We start from the raw sequence: 17,616 nt of genomic DNA on the forward strand, positions 1-17,616 counted from the left end.
TCACGCTGGGGTTGTTGCGGCACTTGGGCAATCTCACGGGGCCAGACTCCTGCGAGCGAATCGCAGACACTCCACCAGGATTGGGCACATGACCTACGTCATCTCCGCTTCTGAGACCGCGTCCCACGGTACGAGGCGTCGGCCCGTGCCGTGGGACGCATCCAGCGGCCGGTTACGGGGTGAGCCGGTTTGGCCCGCGGAAGAGGAAGCTGGCCTCGCGGATGGACTCCAGGCCGAGCATCACCATCAGCACCCGTCCGAGGCCCATGCCCAGGCCGCCGTGCGGCGGGCACCCGTACCGGAACGCGTTCAGGTAGTCCTGCATCGGCTCGGGGCTCATGCCCTTCTCGGCGGCCTGCTTCAGCAGCACGTCGTAGCGGTGCTCGCGCTGCGCGCCGGTGGTGACCTCCAGCCCCTTCCACAGCATGTCGAAGCTCAGGGTCACGCTCGGGTCGTCGACCGGCCGCATGTGGTAAAAGGGCCGGATACTCACCGGATAGTGCGTGATGAACACGAACTCGTGCCCCGTGGCCTCCTGGATATGGGCGCTGATGCTCCGCTCGCCCTCCGGGTCCAGGTCCTCCTTGATCCCCTCCGGGTCCCAGCCGCCCTTGCGCAGGATGTCGTGCGCCTCGGCCATGGTGATGCGGGGGAACGGCGTCTCGGGGACAGTGATCTCCACGCCGAACTGTTCCCGGACGGCCTCGCCGTGGGCGTCGGCGACCTTGGCGATCGCGTGGGCGAGCATCCGCTCCTCGAACACCATGACGTCCTCGACACCGTCGATCCACGCCAGCTCGACGTCGACGCCAGTGAACTCGGTGGCGTGCCGGGAGGTGAACGACGGCTCGGCACGGAAAACGGGGCCGATCTCGAAGACCTTGTCGATCCCGGCCGCGATCGCCATCTGCTTGTAGAACTGGGGCGACTGCGCCAGGTAGGCGCTGCGGCCGAAGTAGCCGAGCTTGAAGACTTCAGCGCCGGACTCCGAGGCGGTGCCCATGAGCTTGGGGGTGTGCGTCTCGGTGGCGCCCTGCGCGTAGGCGTACCCGCGCATCCCCTGCTCCAGGGTGGTCTGCACGGCGAACATCAGCTGGGTGGCGGGACGGCGGCGCACGTCCAGGAAGCGCCAGTCCAGCCGGTGCTCGATCCCGGTGTGCTCGTCGATCGGCAGCGGTGTGGCGGCCTGGTTCAGCACCTGGATCGTCTCAGGGACGAGTTCGAGGCCGCCGAGCTTGACCTGGGCGGCGTCCACGACGCGGCCGGTGATCTTGACGGCGGACTCGGGGGTGAGGGCTTCGAGCTGGGCCTCCAGCGGCCCGCTGTCACGCCTGTGGGTGACTTGCACCAGACCGGTGCTGTCCCGTACGACGACGAACTGCATATTGCTCTGCAGGCGAAGGGTGTTTACCCATCCGCAGACGGTTACGGTACGGCCGACGTGTTCTCGCAGGTCGGAGACGTGTACGCGGCTTTGGATCATTGCGGTCCTCCGAAGGACATCGTCATGATCCCTTGGGAGTGCGGGCGAGAAGGGCAACTCGCGGTACCACCGCACTTTCGCCGCCACCTGCCGGTGGCAGCCTCATTCGGGCCCGGTGACGGGGGCCGGCCGGCGGGGCATTGGGACACCCCGGGGCGCCGTTTCTCCCCGCGCTCGGGAGGGTCTTCACCTCGGGGTGCGAGACCGCCTTCACAGCTTCCGGCGGCTCTCTCGGCTCGCGAGATCCCTGGCTACTCGTCTCCGTCAACGCGTTGCCCGGAAGGATATGGATCTCACGGGTGCCGCCGCAACCAAGAACTGCGAACCCCGCAATGGGAACTGGCTCTGTCTCGGGGAAGTCCAGTGAGCATCCACCCCCAAAAGGAGCGGCACCGAAGATGCAGTGGATCTCGATCTATTTGACCACCGGCGTGATCTTTCCCGTCCACCGTCACAGCCGCGGAGCCCCGCGCTCACTGAGCAGAAACGTCAGAAGCGCCCTGGTCATCTTCGCCACCCCTCACGCCTCACCAAGAATCCCGTAAGGCGTGCGTCACGTGCGTCCCTCCGACACCCTCGCCGCAGCCGCCCGTCGCTGCACCGCACGGGCATAGGCCGCTGGCCTCGGAGCATACGCAACATAGCCTGCAGCGACTCCTGCGACCACGAATCCGATCAACCAACCACGACTCTATGGAGGCCAACCACCTGGGCCAGTACGCACCCCTGCGGTCACTCATGGGCAGAATCCGCAAGTTGGTTGACAAGACCATTCTTCTCCATGGCCGCGTGGACACCGCTTCTACGCTGGCGCTCATGCGCGAAGTCGAATACCGGAGCAGTGGCGTTCCGCTGGAAGAATATGAACTCACCCGCAGGGACCACCGCTGTCAGAAGCAGAGCGAGGAGGTCAGCGAGTCGGTTCGGCGTCAGGTCGAGGAGGACAACGCCAAATGCCGGGCAGACCCGGCGAGGGCGGAGCGTCGCCGCCAGGCGTTCGAGAATGTCGCGAAGCTGATGCAGTCCTTCAAGAAGGCAGACCACGAGATCATGCGGTGGCGTGTCCGGTTGTACTGCGGCCACATCATCGAGACCGAGGCGCACTACACGTACACCGACCCCATCTCCTCCGGGTCATACGGCAGGCGATGCTCTGAGTGCGGGGAAGACCGGCAAACAATCGTGGCCTTCGAACCAATCGGACTGCGTTGCGAGCCACCGGAAGCAACAGAACCTCCACCTCCGCCGCCCCCGAAGAAGCCGACACGAGCCGACCTCGAACGACGCGTTAAGACCCTGGAGAAGGAGAACGAACGCCTGCGCGCGAAGCTCAGTGGCTGAAAGTTGCGACCGAAGAGACCGGGCTGACTCGCCGGCAGCTCACGGAGGCCGAGCTGACGGCAACGGCGAAGATCGCCGCCCGCACGGGCACCCAGTTCGCCCGTACAGTGGCGGCTCATCGCTCCCTTCGGCAGAGACTCCACCGCGCACCGGTCAGTGTTGCGCGCCATCGCCGCGTAGACACGGTCGACTTCAGCCCCCGCTCGTTCGAGCGAATTGTTTCGAACCACCCGTCGCTGACAAACGGAACTGACAACATGCCGCGGTGGTACGTCAACCTCGAGTCGAAGGCGGGTCATTGAAACGACGGGTCAATGAGCGGCAGCTCTCGGTGTTGCAGTGGGTGGGAGCCGGGTGCCCTGGCGGCGTCTGGGAGACCAGCTCCTACAAAGACCACTTGCCAGGCACTGCAGAACCGGGGCCTGGTCACGATCTCCCGGAAGGGCGGGCAGTGGAGTGTCGCGCTGACAAGCGTCGGCCAGCACTATCTGGCGCACGGCACGTACCCTCTCCACGGTTCGCGCTCGCAGAAGACCCATGCCGCCACTCCGCAACCCCCGTCTAACCGCGCGCAGGAAACTCCGGCCTCCGTGCGAAAGCCAAGCTCTCCCCCGCAGCCTCGCGTGACGTTCACGGAGCAGCTGCTGCATGAGCTCGCGGAGGCGGGCGGCCGGATCGTCAAGAACGGAAGCGGGCCGGATTCCGTAAACTGGCCGTCCCGTATCGCCGCTGCTCGCAGGTCCGGAAGGATCCCGGAGACGAAGGAGCTGTATGGGGGCTGGTGCCGTGGCGGGTACGAGATCAAGCTCGTCGACATCCCCGCTTGGCGTCTTGCCGTCCTCGAACCCGTCCCCGTGCCCTCGCGGCTCGTGCGGCCGCATCCCGTGGTCCGGGCCATGCAGAACGAACGTCAGCCGCTGGGCCTGACCAAGCCTGTCCAAGGGCGTGCTCTCCGACTCATCCAGGCGCTGATCGCCGCCGCCGAGAACGACGGACACTCCAGTTCGGCAGGACAGACTGGCTTCGCACCCCCGTCTCATCGCCGGCGCAGGGCATCTCCCCACTTCACCATCACCGCGCAGGGACAGACCGTGGGGTTCCTCGTCCTCCAGGAGCAGGACCGAACGGAGCACGTCGCCACCGAGAAGGAACTCACCGAGGCGAAGAAGTACTCCTGGGTCAGGATCCCCCGCTTCGACTACACCCCGTCCGAGCGTCTCCGCTTCGTCCTTAGCGGTGGCCAACCGCACCGGGCGAGCGAATGGGCCGACACTCTCGGACGCTCCCTCGAAGAGCAGCTCGCCGAGATCGCGCAGGAGGTCGCCCTCCGCGGCGAAGCCGCAGAACGCAGACGTCTCGACGAGATCGAAGCGGCACGCCAGAAGCGCGTCCGCTGGGAAGCTGCCATGGAGGGGGCTCGCGTCCGGTACGCGGAGGCGTACCGCGTCAGGCACCTCGAAGCCCAGGAGGCGGCATGGCGCTACGCCACCCGACTGACCGAATATGTGAGCGCCGTGCGCACGCGAATCGAGGCCATGCCGCCGGGGAAGGCGAGAACCGAAGCCGAAGCATGGATCAGCTGGGCAGCGGACACCGTGGAGCGTCTCGACCCCCTGGAAACTCCGCCCCAGTTGCCCAACATCCCCGAGCCGCGAGCCGACGAACTGAAGCCCTTCCTCGGGCACTGGAGCCCCTACGGCCCCTGACGCGCCACCCGCCCGACGGCCCTCCCAGCGTCACAGCCAATTGCAGCACGAGGCGTTCAGCAACGGCTACTTCACATCACCGTGAGACCAGGCGCATAGCTGGACCCACGGTGACCGCACCACAGTTCATCAGGGCCGGCAGGACGGCCGGACGCTGAGCAGCTCGGTCCGCAGCACGGGCGTGCCGTCGACAGGCTTCGGGTCCTGCGAAGTTGGCTCGATGCCGCCAGCAGCGATCTTGTCGAGCGTCTTCAGGCCGGCGGCACCGACAGTGCCGAACACCGTGTAGTTCGGTCGCAGCGCGGAGTTGCCGTAGACGACGAAGAACTGCGAACCGTTCGTGTTCGGCCCGGCGTTGGCCATCGCCAGCAAACCGCGCCCGTAAAGGCGACGGACGCCGGTCGGATCGCTCGGTGCCGGCGGCAGGTCCACCGGCAGCTCGTCCTTGTACTCGTACCCCGGCCCACCCTCGCCAGTGCCGGTCGGGTCGCCACACTGCAAGACCTTCAGCGTCGGATACGCCGTCAGCCGATGGCACACAGTACGGTCGTAGAACCGGTGCCGCGCCAGGTGCACGAAGCTCTGGACCGTGCACGGCGCCTTCGCCCGGTCCAGACTCAGCGGGAGCGGTCCCTGGCTGGTCCGGACAGCCATATCGACCGTGCCGTGACTGGGGGTGTGCCGCGGGTCGGGCGGCAGCGGAACCGGCCGCGCCGCCGGCTCGTCCGGGGTCTGGGTGTACTGGCAAGGACCGTGCGTGGTTCGCGGCGGGGCATCGTAAGCGGAGGCGGTGGTGCTGCCCCCGGACACGACCAACGCTGCTGCCGCCAATGCGGTCATGAGAGTTCGGTTCATCCTGCACACCCTCCAAAAGATCGCCAGATTTCGGAGCGGTCGCAGCCTAAAGCGCGGCCCGGCGGGCGAGAACCCGCCCGCAAGCCATATCCGCCTCCCAGCCTTCGGCCCGCGGCCGCAGGCCACTTCGTTCGGATGCGGCACAGCGTCGGCTGGCCGATCAGGGCGTCCACCCGGTGCACGACGGATGCTCCCCGAACCCGGTCGAGCGGCCTCCCCAGTCCACGCAGAGGCCCCCACCGAACGCTGCCGTGCGCATGAGGTGATCTCACCGGGATGCCGCTGTCGAGACTGACGGTGCCGCTGCCGTCATCTCGGGTCACTCCGGGGGAAGGCGTCGCCGGTCGGCCAGCGTTCCGGCAGACCGAGAGCGGTGTGGACGGAGCGAATCGCGGGCTGGCGCTCGACCTGGATCCCAGCCAGTTGCGCGGTTGCCCAGGTAGGGAAGATGGGGGCAGGAAGCGAGGCGGGATCCGGGCTTTGCCAGAGAACGGGAGTGTTTTTCGTCCAGGTCCAGGGTGCTGGGTTGTTCACGATGAGCACCCCGCTGACACGGCTGTGGGCATGGTCGTAGGTGGCAGTCCAGTAGCCATCGGGCTTTCGGCTGAAGGTCGATCCGCTGTCGTAGGCGTACTCAACCGTACTCCCGTACAGCGCTCTCTCGATGTCCTCATCTTCGGGGAAATCGGCTGCATGGCCTACCGCCACGATGAATGGCAGCTCCAGGTCACCATACCTCCCACCCTTGTGTGTGACGGCGTCGAGCACTCGCTCCGATCCGTCCTCGACCACCCATGCCGAGGGGTAGACGCCGATTGTCCTGCTGGATGGATTGCCACGTTTGCCTGGGCTGCGGGGGATCGCTTGAAACGTGAGGCACCAGCCAGCCTCTTGCCAAGTGTGACTGGGAAGCGGCACCTTGTGCTCATGGTCGGCGATGACCTGGTCGGGGTCCAAGCTTGCAAGCCATCGCGTGAGCCCGGACTTCAGCCGTCTCTGCGGCGGCGTTGCCGTACCGGCGCTGTGGAGTTCGCACGATACGAAGAAGTTCGGACTCGGCAAGCGATCGATGGCATCGCTCAACTGCGGCGGGAGCGAGTAAGACCCAGCGTCGCGCTTCTGAGCCTTCCAGATCGCCTCGACGACGAACTGCTCGTTACCGCGCGTAACCAGGAAGTCGGGCTTATAGCCACCTGTTCCCGTTTGCCGCTCAACCTCCACGCTGCAACCGGAACCGAGCAACATCTCGTGCAGGTACAACTCCCACAGCGCAGAGTAGACGTTCGTGTCGGAGTTTCGGTCCCGCAGTCGGCTGAGCAGGCCGGGTTGAGCCTGGTCAGGGAAGCGCGCCCACCATTCGTTGATCACATCCCGAACCTGGTCCCAGAATGGACCGGCGACCCTCTCGAAGAACTCGGCCTGTGGCTCGCCCGCCCGCTTCGGCGCCGCATCCGTCCGATTCCGGCTCGCGTATACACCCATGACAGACGATCGTAGGTCGCTCAGCGGGCCATTCTCATTCCATTTCCACTGCGCCCCGACGACCGCAGGGCTCAACCGAGTCAGCCGTTCTCACCCCTTCCGGGCCCCTGTTGAAGTGGCCGACCCGAGGAGTGCCCACAGGCCGGTTTGGCCTCCACCGGGGGCACAGAGTCAGGCCCGTCCCGGCGAGGCAGCCGTTAATCAAGGCGGGAAGGCGACGCGTCCCGAGCTTGCCGCTTGAGATCGGCCGGTACCGGCAGCGGCTCGGAAAGCGCCGTCAAGCCCGCCACGCCCAGAGCGGTCTCGTCGAGATCACTGGAGCCATCCAGCTGTCGCCAATGGAAAAGGAGGCTGTCCTCGGCCACCGTGCAGCGCATCGACGGGACGATCTCATCAAGCAAGGGGAGGAGACGGGCGCAGGTCTTCGGGACGTTCACGCCGTCGATGCCCACGAGTACGTACAGGCGGTCTGTGTCGATCGTCAGTTCCACCGACATGGGACGGTTCACCGCCCTAGCCGCCTCCGCCGCCCAGCCCAGGGCTTCCCTCAGCGCGCCGGCCTCCACAGCGGTCAGCGCCAGGACGCCGCGCTGGCCCGTGCCGTCGGACAGCCGGACGAGTGCCGTTTCCGCCGTCTGAGCCCACCATGCGGCCAGGAGGCCCCGCAGGTCCGCGGGGTGCTCCGCCGTCGCGGCGCGGAGTGCCGCCGCGGCCGCGAGACGCGTGGACACATCCGCTGCACCGGCAGCGACGCTCCGCAGTGCGGTGCGCAGGGAGGAGTCGTCGCTGTAACGGACCTGGGTCAGGCACTGGGTGTAGAAGCGGGTCAGGTCGTCGAGGGTGTCCTGGGGAAGGTCTCCCACCAGTGTCTGTGTTCGGTGCGCCCAGGCGCGGAAGCCCTCCGGGTCTGTGGACGCCAGGAGGTCCAGGCCCAGGACACCGTCGCGTGCGCAGTTCAGGCGCTCCTTCGCCGGCAAGTGGGGTGCCTGGTAGAGCTGTTGGCGCAGAACGCCGCGCAGGACACGGGTCTCCTCCGCGGACCACGTACCGGTGCTACCGGAAGCGTGGGCGTGCAGTAGGGCGAGGAACTCTTGTGCGGCGCGCTGCTTGGCCGTGGTCTTGCCTCCCATGACTGGGGTGCCCGCCCAGCGGATGTTCTCCTCGCCGCAGGTGAGGACGAGCTCGCAGTACCGCTCCTCGGCGTGGTCCTCACCGCGGACGTAGAACTCCGGCTCGTGCAGGCGGAAACCGAAGCGGCTGCACACGTTCTGCAGCTGCGTCATCGGGTCGAGGCCCTGGTCCAAAGTGGTGAGCCACGTGTGCAACACGTACGGGCGCCGGGTGAGGAGCCGCGCGCCGAGCTGCCGCCAGGCGACGGCCAGCACGGCCTGGGCGGCGCCCTCTCCGGGATCGGAGCGCCGGTTGCGGCGTTCACCGGTGCCGATGAGCATGGCTGGCGTCAGGCGGAGTTCCTCACCGAGACGGCCGCACTCCGCGTTGCCGACCGAACCGATCCGTGCTTCCTCGGCAGCGGGCCGCAGTCCCCGGGACGCCGCCTCGCGCGCCCTCTCGTAGGCCATGAGGGCCCGGGCCACGTGCGAACCCGCGTGCGCCAGCAGGGAGTTGCTCCGCTGGTGGGCCCTCTCGACTAGGCCAGGGTTCTCATAGGCCCAGGATTTGTGGGTGAGGGCCTGGGCCAGCCATGGCTCGGACGTTCTCGCCAGGCCGAATCCCTGCCGAAGGTCGCATATCGCCTTCCCGTGGCCCGGCTCGTCGACCTCGTAGCACGAGGGGCCGACGGGGGCGGGGGCACGCCGGGGCGCCGGTACGGCGGAGGCAGCCGCAGGATCGTAACGGATCAAAAAGGCGTGGGCCGCGGCCTGGCGCGCGGCCTTCTTCGAACCGCCGGTCGCACTCGCCGTACGCCCGTCGTCCACGTGGAGCGTGGCGGTGAACGTCCTGTCGTGGTCCGGGCCCTCAGTGTCGTACGACCACCGCATGCCGCGGACGTACGGCCGCTCCTGGACAAGCGTGATCCAATCGCGCTGCGGGACGCCGGCCCCCGCACCCCGTCCCGCGTCCATGGTCTTCGCCGCGACCAGCCTGCGCGCCGGCTCATCCGCGCCGATCAGGACGAGAGCCCCTACGACCTGCAGAGCCAACGTCTCGGCAACGCTCACCGTCTCACTCTGCGCTTGCCCGCGCCCCAGGTGAGCGAAGCCAGCAGCCGCCGCCCAGGCTCCGAGCTGCCGCACTGCTTCCTTGCGATGGTGGGCCAGGCGAGCCGACTGCGTGCCCTCGTCCTTGTCCTGGACTTTCGGATCCCCCGCGAGGGCGTCCAGGACCAGGAGGTCCAGCCACGCCCCGCCCAGCGAACCAAGCATGTTCAGGGTGTGCAGCGTGAGCAGGCCCGCAGGGCCATGCACGTCCTCATAGACGTAACTCGCGTGCAGGGTCGCGATCCGCAGCCACCGCGCGTGCGCGGGATCGTCAGCCACGCTCAGACCGGCCGCCGCGAGATCCCCTTCCAGCACGGCGCCCAAGTCGATAACGTCGAACGGCGCCCCGGGGTCCGTCAACAGCGGACGTACAACGTCCATCGGCTCCAGCCCCACCCGCTCGACGACGGACGTCGTCGAAGTCACGGACCCGGCCCGCCGCTGCGGCTTCCCTGTGATCGGCTGCTGCCGAGGAGACCGGCGGGCCTGCACAGCGATGGCACTGCGCTGCACCGGCAGCGACGCCCCCAGTTCCCTGGCCAGTTCCTGCTGCAGCCACCACGGCAGATCCCGCCACGCATCCGTGTGGTCCGGGAAGAAGCGCACCGCGCGGAACGAGGCAGCCGCCCGCGCCGAGTCGTTCGCCAAGGAGTAGCGCCGGCCGACAGCTCGCAGTGCATCGCGCAAGTCGGCGTGAAGCACCTTGCGCCCCGTGCCCAGGCTGTAGGTGCGGATCCGGCGGGCTGTCTCGATCGCCGTCGCCATCCTGTGCAGCGGCGTCGGCACGGAACTCGGCGCGTCACGCAGCGCGACAATTCCAACCCAGTGGTTCATCTGCGGTCCCCGTGCGTCATGCGAAGCCCTGTGTCGTCGGCACGCGGCCGGCTGCTCCAAGCCGCGCCCCGTCCAGTGGATCACGGCAGGGCAAGCCGCGACAGGCGTTTGCACAGTCGAGACCGACTTCGACTCCAGGGCAGCTTCACCGCGCTGTCCTTCCTCGGTTACCCGGTGGGCTCGGCGCTCGCGCTGACCGTGGTGGACCGCATCCCGCAGCGCACCCTGATCGCCCTATCGGCGAGCGCCATGGTGGTGGCCAGGCTCGGCTTCGCGTACTCGGACTCGGCGCCGCAGATCGTCGTCTGCGGGTTCGCGTACACGCTCCATCGCCCGGGAGGTGCGTGCCAATGGTTCACGCAGGGCGGACGGTGCCTGTGGTCAACACCCGCGGACGGCCCTATGCCCGGCCGGGAAGCACGAGGCGGCGAGCGACGCACGCGCGAGATCCCAGGTGGGTGTGGACGGATCTCTGCGATCGCCGCGCGTCGTGTCCGGGCGTGGGCGACAATCGCTCCTCCGGGCGTGGTGCCCGGCAGGCACGATGCACGGGGCGGGTCGATGGAGGACGTACGGGAGCTACTGGCCGAGTACGGTCAGTGTCACAGTGACGAGGTGTCGGCGAGGGACAGACACCGGCTCCTGGTCAACGTGGTCGCGGCCCTGATCCGGCACACCGAGGCCGAGGCGACGGTGGACTACCACTCGCCCGATGATCCGGCCGTGTTCTTCGAACTCGCCGGACGCGACTACGCGATCACCGTGACGGCTGCGTCAGGCACCGATGCGGCAGAGTCGGCCAGGGCCGCGGTGCGGGCCCTCGATCAGCGGGACCTGGGTCCTGGCGTGCGGTGGGTCCTGGTGTGTGCGAGGACTCCGGGCAGTGCGGTGGACGATGGCCTGCGCGCAGTCCTGGGCGCGCGGGGTGTACTGCTCGACCGCGACCATCTGGAGGCCGCCGTGTGCGCCCTCGCCCCGCTCGCGGCGCTGATCCGGTCGGCGTTCCGCACGCCGCGGCCTCCGTACACCCCGCTGCACGAACTCCTGCTGCAGGAGCCGGAGGAGCCTGCCCCCTCCCTGTCCTTGCCGACGCGGCCATCCGGACCGGTCACCGTGCCGACCTGGACGGAGCCGGGCATCGTGGTCTCCGTAGTCCTAGCCGGAGAGGACTGGCCGCTGCCGCCGAGCGGGCTTGCCTGGGAGTCGGCCGAGCGGGCGCTGATCACCACCGAGGCCGGGCTGGCCGAGGTCGATCTGCAGCGTGGCGGGGGGCGGTGGCGGCTACCGCTGCCCGGCGTGCATGGCGCCGCTGTCGTGCTGCCAGACGGAGCCGTGTGCGTACCGTGCGGGCCTGCGGTGGTGATGTGGCGCGACGGCGAACTGCGGGCGGTGGGCGGGGGGTTCGAGGCGAACGCAAGCCCACTTCTCGGCCCCGACGCGAGCGTGTGGGTTCTTTCCGGATCCGGGGCGACGTTCGGCGCTGGCACCGGCTCGACCCTTGCGCTCACGCGTCTGAGCGATGAGGTCGGCGATCAGCAGCGGTTCTCCATCGCCTTCGACGCGGCAGTGCGGTCGGCCGACTGGCTTGACGGACGGCGCTTCTTCCTTGCCGCCGGCGGCCACAGCACCGTCGTCGACCTCGCCGTCGGCACGAGCGTCGGCGGGCGGGAGGACTGGACGCTGACGCCGGTGTCCTACCCGGGCCATATGGCCTGCACGGGGACTGACACGGTCCTGGTTGCCGGGCGGGCCGGATCCGGTATCGGCGTGGAACTGCACACCGTCGACGCGGCGGCCCGCAAGAGCGACCCGGTGGCCGCGGTGCAGCTCGGCGAAGTGTTCGGACTCGCCCAGGCGCCAGAGGGCGGGCTCGCCTACCTGCTGGGTTCGCTGCCGACGAACGATGTCGGCGTCGTCCACCCCGTGCTGGTGAAGATCACCGGCCACGCCCCTGCCGTCTCCCCCGCGGTCGAGGAGGAACCGGCGCCGACTCCCGCTGCTGATCCGTACGCCGCGGTGCGTCAGCAGGCTTGCGGCAATCGCGGCGACTACGCCCTGGAGAAGTTCCCGATGCCGGGCGGCGAGGGCGGTATGGGGATCGTCCACGAGGCCGTGCACAAGCCGACGGGCACCGTCGTCGCCTTCAAGAAGCCAAGGTCGCTGCGCGAGCAGCTGACCGCACGGATGCTGCGCGAGATCGAGGTCGCCCAGGCCCTCGGCGGCAACCGCCACGTCATGCCGGTCCTCGACTCAAGCCCGCGGGCCGAGTGGTTCGTCATGCCGCTGGCCCAGGACACCGCCGAACGCCTCCAGCCCCAGCTGCAGCACGACAGCCAGGAACTGCGAGCCCTAGTGAACGCAGTCGCGGCCGCCCTGGCTGATGCCCACCGCCTGGACTACCTGCACCGGGACATCAAGCCCGCCAACATCCTGCGCCTCGAAGGCCGTTGGGTACTCGGAGACTGGGGCATCGTGCGCCGCCCCCGCGGCCATACGACCAACCCCAAGCGCACCGGCACCAAGATCGGCACCGCTGAGTTCGGTGCCCCCGAACTGTCCGTCGACCCCCACAACGCGACACCCTCCAGCGACATCTTCAGCCTGGGAAAGGTCATCGGTTGGCTGCTGACGGGCACCGAGCCCGAGGCGAACGTGCCCCTCCTGCCGGCTCCGGGCCCCTGGCGCAGCGTCGTGAGGCAGTGCACGTACCGGGATCCGCTCCAGCGTCCGCAGACCATCGCCGAGTTCCTCGACCTGGTCGAGCGGGAGACCTCGCCTCACATCGACTTGCCGATCGCACGGGCCCAGCAACTCGTGCCAGCCGCCCAAGAGGGGGACACCAACGCCGCCGGCCAGCTGCTCGCGCTGGCTGCCGACCACAGCGACGACTACGAGCTCTACCTGGACGTCCTGCCGAACCTGGAGGTGGAGGGCGCCGCTCCGCTCCTCCTCGCCAACCCCGAGCAGGCCCTCACACTCGTGCATGCAATGACCGGGCACGTCCAGGGCGACGGCAACAGCCAGCCTCACTGGAATGAGTCCAAGAGGGCCATCGCGTGGCTTCGCGGCGTCGCCGTCTGCGCTGCCCGGGAAGAGCAATGGGAACTGCTGGAGGAAGCGGCCCGCGGTATGTGCACCTGGGACGCGGCGTCCAACGAGTGGGACCAGCATGACGCCATCCGGGACTGGCTGCGCCGACTGCGTGGGCAGGCTGCTCAGATCCTCGCCGCCGTGTTGCGCGATCACCCCGACAGTGCGGGGCACTTCGCCGATCTGATGCGGGAGCGTACCGTGGACATGGCCATCCGTAGCGCCATCAACTCCGCGACCAGTGGCTGACCACACCCCGCTTAGCGAACAGTTTCGCGTCTGTTCTGCAGGACACGGAGCGCCCGAACATCAAGAACACCCACATACGCCCGCCATATCCGCGATACCGAGTAGGACTGGGCAACGAAGCACAGCAGTTGCCGCTACTCCTCGAAGACGGCCGGGTCCGCGGGGGCTGCGGTGGCGGTGACCTCCAGCAGCCACCGCACAGAGAGCTACGGTGTCCCCACGGCCTCACGAATCGCCTGTCGGATCCACAGGTCCACCGTCCCGTCTCGCGCCAAGTCGGAGAAGTGTCGCGCAGAGCGCGGGTAATCACGCAGAACCGCCGCTACAAGCTGGGCGGACTTCCCTGATAGGGAACGCAGCCAGGGCGCGATTTGGCCTTGTGCGTTCCATTGGTCCCATGCGGCGTCCCAGGTACACATCGTGCGGACAGCTTCGTCGAGAAGGTCCCAGTCGTCCTTGGCAGCAGAGAATTCCGCAAGGGTGTGAAGCCATATCACAGCGCGGGCTGCCTCACCGAACTGAACACGGCGTGCACCTTGGCTATAAGCGTGCTCAGCCATCGCTTTGAGGAGACGATCGCTCCCTTGGGGATTACGAGAGAGCCACGGCCCTGCTTGTTCGGCCGGAAGCCCCGTCAGCGTATGAAGATACAACTCATAGTCTTCAGGATGATCCGCGATCAACTCGAGCAAGGAAGTCACAGCCGCCGGATCGTCCGCACGCACCTCTTCCCACAGCCGCTTCGCTCGGTCGGTCGGCAGTTCCGCTGGTTCGGTAAGTTCGCGGTTTATAAGTTCGCGGAGTTCCTCGACGGTCTGCGGCCTCCGCTTCGGATCGGCATGCGTAGCGACCCGAGTGATGTTCCTCCACGGTCCTGGGTCAGGCAGGAGCTGCACGTTCGTCTGCGGATATTTGCCTGTCAATGCCCACGCAATAACACGCCCAATCCCGTAGATATCTGCGGAGGGTGTGGCCTCGTGCGCCGCGACGAAGAGTTCCGGTGCCGCGAAGCCCTCCGTGCCAATCTCGAAGCGAGTGCGTCCAGCCTTCGTGGTCTGGCCTCTCGGCCGCCTGACGATCCCCCAGTCGGCGAGAGTCCATTGACCGTCCAGCAGCAGGATATTGGAGGGCTTGACGTCGCGGTGAAGCCAGTCGTGAGTGTGAGCGATTTCCAGCACGTCCATTAGCGCCTCGACCAGACCGCGTAGCGATGCAGGATCCCTGAGGTCGTCGTGCCGACCCTCCGCGGTCGCCTGTGCCATCGGCATGACGAGCCACCCGTCTTGTGGGCTGGAGTCGAGGATGGGCATGTAGTGGGCCTGCTGGCCCAGGAGTTGGGATACCTCGATCTCTCGCCGCATCCGTGCGACGGCTGTTTCACGCTTCGAACTGCGGCGCTTGAAAGCGACTTCGGTGTCGGTCTCCTTGTGCACTGCCCGGAAAACCTGTGCTTGCCCGCCCTCCTCCATGGGGAGTCGGTCGAGGCGGTAGTCCTTACGGTCACCGCGGGCTTTAGCTCGTACCAGGTCGTAGCGACCCAGAGCAGTTCTCTTGGCAGACGTAGGCTCGGGCATTGGGGGCAGCGGGAACAGTTCGATATCGGGCGCGCTCTCCTCCGCGCGTTCCAGCGCTTTAGCGACTGCCCTCCCCAGGGCACGTGCCACAGCGGGCGCGGTGGAGTGCAGGATCTGCCGGTAGACGGTCCGTGAGCTGCCTTCGAAAGGATAGCCTTCAGGAAATCCCCGCAGCAGCGCAGCCTGCTCTACGGTGAGGTAGGGTCCGTCGGGACCGAGCAACGATGCCTGGGGGTTCTTGAGGTCGTCGGCTAAGCGGAGGATGTTGATCCCGCAAGCGCGCCAGGCTTTGACCTCATCCGGATAAGGGACATCTTCTGCCTCATCTGCGTCCAGCACGTCGACCAGCCGCGGAACAGAAGAGGTCTCGGCGCGCTCCCTCCACCTTTGACAGGCCCCTTCCCCTCTGGCACCTACGTGCCCGCGGAATCTCAATCGCATGCTCGTGTCGAGAACGCTGGAAAGGGTCGATGGCGTCAGCGCCTTAGGAGTAGGCAACGGAGGCTCAAAGGAAGCCTGCTCGTCGCGCAAGGCAACGAGAAAAGCCGCACACCATGGACTGGGAGCGCCGTAGTCCCGGGCGTCGTACACGGTCCAGTGCGTGGTGGGGTATCCCAAGCCGTCCAGGCTACCGAGCACCATGTCTCGATAGCCCTTGTGTCGGTCGTCGAAGACACTTGCGTCCGTTTCCAGGACGAACGCACGAGGCCGTTGCACGTCGACGTGCTCCAGCAACACGGGAACGTGGTCGCCTGCGTCGAGCGGCTCCTGCGTGTTACGTCCGTAGAGGAGATCCAGTGCCCCGGGGGCGAACAGGTTCGTCGGACACGTACTGAGGCCCTCGTGCCGGACGGCGGGCAGCCCTGCCCGGCGCAGGGTTGCCGCTGCGTACCGATCCGGCTCCACTGCGAGTTGAGCATCGAAGCCGGCCTGCGTCAGTCCGGCGACGGCCCCTCCGGCTCCCACGTTGAGATAGAGCGCGCGCAGGCGTGACGCACTGCTCAACATGCCTCCCCCTGCGGCTAATTCGTGGCCTGGACAGGAGTCTATGTGTGCCGAGAATTCGTCCTACCCTCGGGTGTCTTTCCCGCTCAATGCGGCTGTTGCCCCTCTTGACCGTTCTTCGGCCTCACGTCGTAACCAGGCTGGCGCCATACACCGCCGATGCGGACGGCTAAACCTCGGCCTCGGAAGCACCCCTCCAGCATCGACCCTCGCCGTTGGGGAAACGGCCGACTCTCCGCACCATCGATGGCCCCTGTACGCCGAGCAGAAGAACCAGCCCATCCACGAGCGCCTTCGCACCCTGCTCAGAGAGCAGGTCATCGCGGTTCTACGGCCACACCCGGGGCCACGGTCGCAAGGAATGGGTAGCAGGCCGCAGTACGCGACCGGATCCTCGGCCGGGCTGGCTCGCGGGGGTCCCGCAGGGCGTTTTCTGTCACTTCCCTGTCACGAGTCCCAGACGCCCCTATAACGGGGGAACGCCGGGTACCGTTCTGACCAGGTTGAAGACCTCGCGGGCGGCATATCGCTTGAGGCATCGGATGATCTCGCGTCGGGTCTTGCCCTCCTGGGTGCGGCGTTCGTAGTACGCCTGGGTGCGCGGGTCGTGGCGCAGTCGGGTGAACACGATGCGGTGCAGGGCGGCGTTCGCCTGGCGGTCGCCGCCGTGGTTGAGCCGGCGCGTGCTCCGCCGGCCCGACGAATACTCGACCGGGCTGACTCCGCAAAGGGCAGCAAAGGATGCCTCGGTGTTCAGCCGCTCGGGGTTGTCTCCCATGGTGATCAGCAGGGTGACGGCGCTGTCCGGGCCGATGCCCACCGGTACGAGCAGCTGTGGGGCATGGTGTTCGACGAGCTGGGTCAGGCGTTGGTTCAGCTCATCGATCTGCCCGGTGAGCTGTTCGATGCGTTCGGCGAGCATGCGCAACGTCATGTGGGTGGCCTGGGCCACCGCGTCCTCGTCTCCCCCACCATCGGGTGGGCCGAGGCGTGCGCAGGTGCGGAACAGCTCGGCATTGCCCAGGCTGGACAGTCGTTCCCGCAGGGCGGGGTCGGCGATGACCAGGACGGCCTTGAGCTGGTTGATCGCCTGTGTGCGGGCCTTGACCGCGGAGTCCTTGGCGAGTTTGAACATCCGGGCGCTGTGGACCGGCCCGTCGCCGGTTTTGGCCCGGGCCCGGGCGCGACCGCTGAGCACGGCCCGCGCGGCAGCCTGCGCATCGAGCGGGTCCGACTTCCCGAGCAGACGGCGGGCTGTGCGGTCGGGCCGGTTCACTTCGTACACCTGGACGTGCTGAGCCAGCAGGTAGCGGGACAGGCCCGCTCCGAAGGTGCCGGTGCCCTCCACGCCGGCCCGGCGCACCGTCCCCAGCTTGCGGGCCCAGACGAGCAGCCGACGGTAGCCGGCCGCCGTGGCCGGAAAGGACTCGGTACCCAGGACCTTCCCCAGCGGGGAGACCACGGCGGCGGTATGAGTCTCGCCGTGCGTGTCCACGCCCAGGACGACCTCGCCCGGAACGGGAGGATCCGTACTGGAGGAGGTGCTGCATTGTCTGGTCGTCATGGTGGTTCGCCTCCCGCGTGGTGACGTGCTGGGTGGATGGCACCGGCCTGGACGGGCGGTCTGAACCGTGATGGCGCCTGATCGTCGGCAAGGCCCCTATTGGGACACGCCCTGTGGCTCGGTGACAGCAGGCACCATCCCGCAACGACAGTCGACACGCCCGTGACTGGACACTTCGGTCATAGATGTCATGAGTCAGACCCTCGTCCGGGAC

Annotated in this window: 10 protein-coding genes; 3 read left to right on the top strand and 7 right to left on the bottom strand. The window is 67.6% G+C overall.

What is annotated here, in order from left to right; genetic code table 11:
* Positions 1–172 precede the first annotated feature (172 nt).
* Positions 173–1,483 carry an aspartate--tRNA(Asn) ligase gene (aspS, locus tag OHA88_RS12960; protein ID WP_328625631.1) on the bottom strand — a complete coding sequence of 437 codons (1,311 nt, stop codon included), beginning with the start codon at positions 1,481–1,483 and terminating at the stop codon, positions 173–175.
* Positions 1,484–2,239: 756 nt separating this feature from the next.
* Between aspS and OHA88_RS12965 the strand changes: the two genes are divergently transcribed.
* Together OHA88_RS12965 and OHA88_RS12970 are read left to right on the top strand one after the other, a co-directional pair.
* Positions 2,240–2,824: a hypothetical protein gene (locus OHA88_RS12965; protein ID WP_328625632.1), complete on the top strand. Its 585-nt coding sequence runs from the start codon at positions 2,240–2,242 to the stop codon at positions 2,822–2,824.
* Between the two features lie 623 nt (positions 2,825–3,447).
* Positions 3,448–4,530, top strand: a complete 1,083-nt coding sequence (locus OHA88_RS12970; protein WP_328625633.1) for a hypothetical protein — start codon at positions 3,448–3,450, stop codon at positions 4,528–4,530.
* 129 nt (positions 4,531–4,659) lie between these two features.
* On the opposite strand, the gene OHA88_RS12975 is transcribed toward OHA88_RS12970, so the two are convergent.
* The 4 genes from OHA88_RS12975 to OHA88_RS12990 form a co-directional block, all read right to left on the bottom strand.
* Positions 4,660–5,370, bottom strand: coding sequence for a peptidylprolyl isomerase (locus OHA88_RS12975; protein ID WP_328625634.1), 711 nt, complete (start codon positions 5,368–5,370; stop codon positions 4,660–4,662).
* A 324-nt stretch (positions 5,371–5,694) separates the two neighbouring features.
* On the bottom strand, positions 5,695–6,867 hold the full coding sequence (locus tag OHA88_RS12980) for a hypothetical protein (protein ID WP_328625635.1): 1,173 nt from the start codon (positions 6,865–6,867) through the stop codon (positions 5,695–5,697).
* 197 nt (positions 6,868–7,064) lie between these two features.
* Positions 7,065–9,920, bottom strand: coding sequence for a putative dsRNA-binding protein (locus OHA88_RS12985; RefSeq protein ID WP_328625636.1), 2,856 nt, complete (start codon positions 9,918–9,920; stop codon positions 7,065–7,067).
* A gap of 167 nt (positions 9,921–10,087) precedes the next feature.
* Positions 10,088–10,243: a hypothetical protein gene (locus tag OHA88_RS12990; RefSeq protein WP_328625637.1), complete on the bottom strand. Its 156-nt coding sequence runs from the start codon at positions 10,241–10,243 to the stop codon at positions 10,088–10,090.
* Between the two features lie 238 nt (positions 10,244–10,481).
* On the opposite strand from OHA88_RS12990, the gene OHA88_RS12995 reads away from it, so the two are divergent.
* Positions 10,482–13,259 carry a protein kinase domain-containing protein gene (locus OHA88_RS12995; protein WP_328625638.1) on the top strand — a complete coding sequence of 926 codons (2,778 nt, stop codon included), beginning with the start codon at positions 10,482–10,484 and terminating at the stop codon, positions 13,257–13,259.
* A 206-nt stretch (positions 13,260–13,465) separates the two neighbouring features.
* Here the strand turns inward: OHA88_RS12995 and OHA88_RS13000 are convergent, their stop codons facing one another.
* Positions 13,466–15,841: a protein kinase domain-containing protein gene (locus OHA88_RS13000; protein WP_328625639.1), complete on the bottom strand. Its 2,376-nt coding sequence runs from the start codon at positions 15,839–15,841 to the stop codon at positions 13,466–13,468.
* Between the two features lie 463 nt (positions 15,842–16,304).
* Positions 16,305–17,402, bottom strand: a complete 1,098-nt coding sequence (locus tag OHA88_RS13005) for an IS110 family transposase (RefSeq protein ID WP_328625640.1) — start codon at positions 17,400–17,402, stop codon at positions 16,305–16,307.
* Positions 17,403–17,616: the final 214 nt, after the last annotated feature.

This window comes from Streptomyces sp. NBC_00353 (assembly GCF_036108815.1).
In the GTDB taxonomy this organism is placed as follows: domain Bacteria; phylum Actinomycetota; class Actinomycetes; order Streptomycetales; family Streptomycetaceae; genus Streptomyces.

What these genes read in the sequence shown, in the direction of transcription:
- aspS (WP_328625631.1), bottom strand. Translation starts at nt 1,483, where the DNA reads ATGATCCAAAGCCGCGTACACGTCTCCGACCTGCGAGAACACGTCGGC.
- OHA88_RS12975 (WP_328625634.1), bottom strand. Translation starts at nt 5,370, where the DNA reads ATGACCGCATTGGCGGCAGCAGCGTTGGTCGTGTCCGGGGGCAGCACC.
- OHA88_RS12980 (WP_328625635.1), bottom strand. Translation starts at nt 6,867, where the DNA reads ATGGGTGTATACGCGAGCCGGAATCGGACGGATGCGGCGCCGAAGCGG.
- OHA88_RS12985 (WP_328625636.1), bottom strand. Translation starts at nt 9,920, where the DNA reads ATGAACCACTGGGTTGGAATTGTCGCGCTGCGTGACGCGCCGAGTTCC.
- OHA88_RS12995 (WP_328625638.1), top strand. Translation starts at nt 10,482, where the DNA reads ATGGAGGACGTACGGGAGCTACTGGCCGAGTACGGTCAGTGTCACAGT.
- OHA88_RS13000 (WP_328625639.1), bottom strand. Translation starts at nt 15,841, where the DNA reads ATGTTGAGCAGTGCGTCACGCCTGCGCGCGCTCTATCTCAACGTGGGA.
- OHA88_RS13005 (WP_328625640.1), bottom strand. Translation starts at nt 17,402, where the DNA reads ATGACGACCAGACAATGCAGCACCTCCTCCAGTACGGATCCTCCCGTT.